Source organism: Pseudomonas sp. EA_65y_Pfl2_P74, assembly GCF_963970575.1.
GTDB lineage: Bacteria > Pseudomonadota > Gammaproteobacteria > Pseudomonadales > Pseudomonadaceae > Aquipseudomonas > Aquipseudomonas baetica_A.
Genome location: NZ_CAXAOQ010000012.1, coordinates 53257 through 54970 on the forward strand (window position 1 = coordinate 53257; position 1714 = coordinate 54970).

A 1714-nucleotide genomic window follows, 5' to 3' on the forward strand; every position below is an offset into this window, starting at 1 on the left:
ATTGGAAAAAATCGGGGGGGAATGCACCATGAGCACCATCAGCAGTCCGGCGCATCTGGATTACGGCCTGGACACACTGTTCGGTCGTATCACCAAAAGTGTCGATTGTCAGGTGGGGCTGGAAGCTGTCGAAGACGACCCGTTCAGCTTCGCCCTGCGCGTGTCAGCGCCGCTCCCCGACAGCCTTGACCAAGCGAAAACCGTGGTGGTCAGGGTTGAAGGCCGACGATTGCAAGGCACAGTGCGGCATACCGAACGGCAGGATGACGACAGCCTGAAACTGCAAGTGGAGCCTGATTAGGCTCCACTTTTTGTGAGCGGTCGTTAGCCGTGTGCGCATTTACAGCCCTTGCTTGAACACGCCTCACCATGTTCGTGGTGCTTGGCACAGCCTTCGCAGCAGTAGTGCTTGCCGTGGCAAGCAATCGGATGTTCACCGAGCTTGCAGTTGCATTTAGGACAGTCACAGGTGCTTTCAGAAGTAACAGGCATGGGACAGACTCCTTCAGTGGTGGTTGTCTGAGGCTTGAAGGGCAAGCCATAGCAATCAGTGTAGGAGCTGTCGAGGGCTGCGATCTTTTGATTTGGTTTTTCCGCGGATTTGAGCTTGAGGTTTGTGAGCATATCCGTTGCCGCGGCAACGCCTGCTCAGGGTTGCCCAAAGCAACGGATATTCACCCATCCCGTCATGCCACAGCAAACACCTCGACCAAACGCTCAGCAATATGCTGCTGCGCCTCTTGAGCCTCATCGATAATCGCGCCCATGCGCATGAAGTCGTGGGTCATGCCCTCATAAACCTTCAATTGCACCTCAACCCCCGCCGCCTGCAAATGACGCGCATACGCCACGCCCTCGTCGTGCAACGGATCACACTCGGCCAGCACCAACAGCACCGGCGCGACATTGGCGTTGACCTGCGCCAGCAACGGCGAAAACCGAGGATCGAGACGATCGCTGACATCACGCTGATAGTGCTCGTAGAACCAATGCAGCGAATCTTTCTCCAGCAAATGCCCTTCGCCAAAACGCTCGATCGACGGCGTGCTGCGACTGGCATCCGTGACCGGATAAATCAGCACCTGCAAGCGCGGCTGCACGGCGGCGCCCGCCAGTTGCGCGGCGAGTACCGTGGCCAGGCTGCCGCCGACACTGTCACCGGCTATCGCCAGGCGCGAGGCGTCGATGCCCATATCCTCGGCACTGACCACCAGCCAATCCCAGGCATCCCGGGCATCATCGGCCGCCGTTGGAAAGCGAAACTGCGGCGCCAACCGATAAGCCACCGACAGCACCACACAATCGGCCATCGACGCCAATGCCCGGCAAAGCGAATCATGGGAATCGAGGCTGCCGACCACATAACCCCCGCCGTGGAAATACAACAGCGCCGGACGTCCGGCACCTGCATACAAGGGCTGATTGCTGTAGATCCGTGCGTTCAGGCGCGTACCATCGCGCACGGGTAACTGCAGTTCATCCACCACTTGCAAGTCTTCGCCGCCGGCATCCATCAACAGTGACGACCGATCAAATTGCTCGCGGGCTTCTGCCGGGCTCAGCTCATGCATGCCAACACGTTTGCCACTGGCACGGCCGTTACCGACCAGTTGCAGGAATGCGGCGATATCAGGGTTCAAAGGCATTTAATTCTCCAAAAGCATTCGCACGCGATGAGCGCCCGAATGCTTTCTTTCCGGTTTCAGAGCAAATT

At 58.1% G+C, this 1714-nt stretch carries 3 protein-coding genes; 1 reads left to right on the forward strand and 2 read right to left on the reverse strand.

Annotated elements, in window-relative coordinates; genetic code table 11:
- The first annotated feature begins 28 nt into the window (after positions 1 to 28).
- Entirely contained in the window at positions 29 to 301 is a 273-nt protein-coding gene (locus tag AACY18_RS11920) for a hypothetical protein (RefSeq protein WP_339431910.1), read from the forward strand.
- A 23-nt stretch (positions 302 to 324) separates the two neighbouring features.
- Here the strand turns inward: AACY18_RS11920 and AACY18_RS11925 are convergent, their stop codons facing one another.
- Together AACY18_RS11925 and AACY18_RS11930 are read right to left on the reverse strand one after the other, a co-directional pair.
- Positions 325 to 492 carry a metallothionein gene (locus tag AACY18_RS11925; protein ID WP_339431909.1) on the reverse strand — a complete coding sequence of 56 codons (168 nt, stop codon included), beginning with the start codon at positions 490 to 492 and terminating at the stop codon, positions 325 to 327.
- A 194-nt stretch (positions 493 to 686) separates the two neighbouring features.
- On the reverse strand, positions 687 to 1646 hold the full coding sequence (locus tag AACY18_RS11930; RefSeq protein ID WP_339431908.1) for an alpha/beta hydrolase: 960 nt from the start codon (positions 1644 to 1646) through the stop codon (positions 687 to 689).
- Positions 1647 to 1714: the final 68 nt, after the last annotated feature.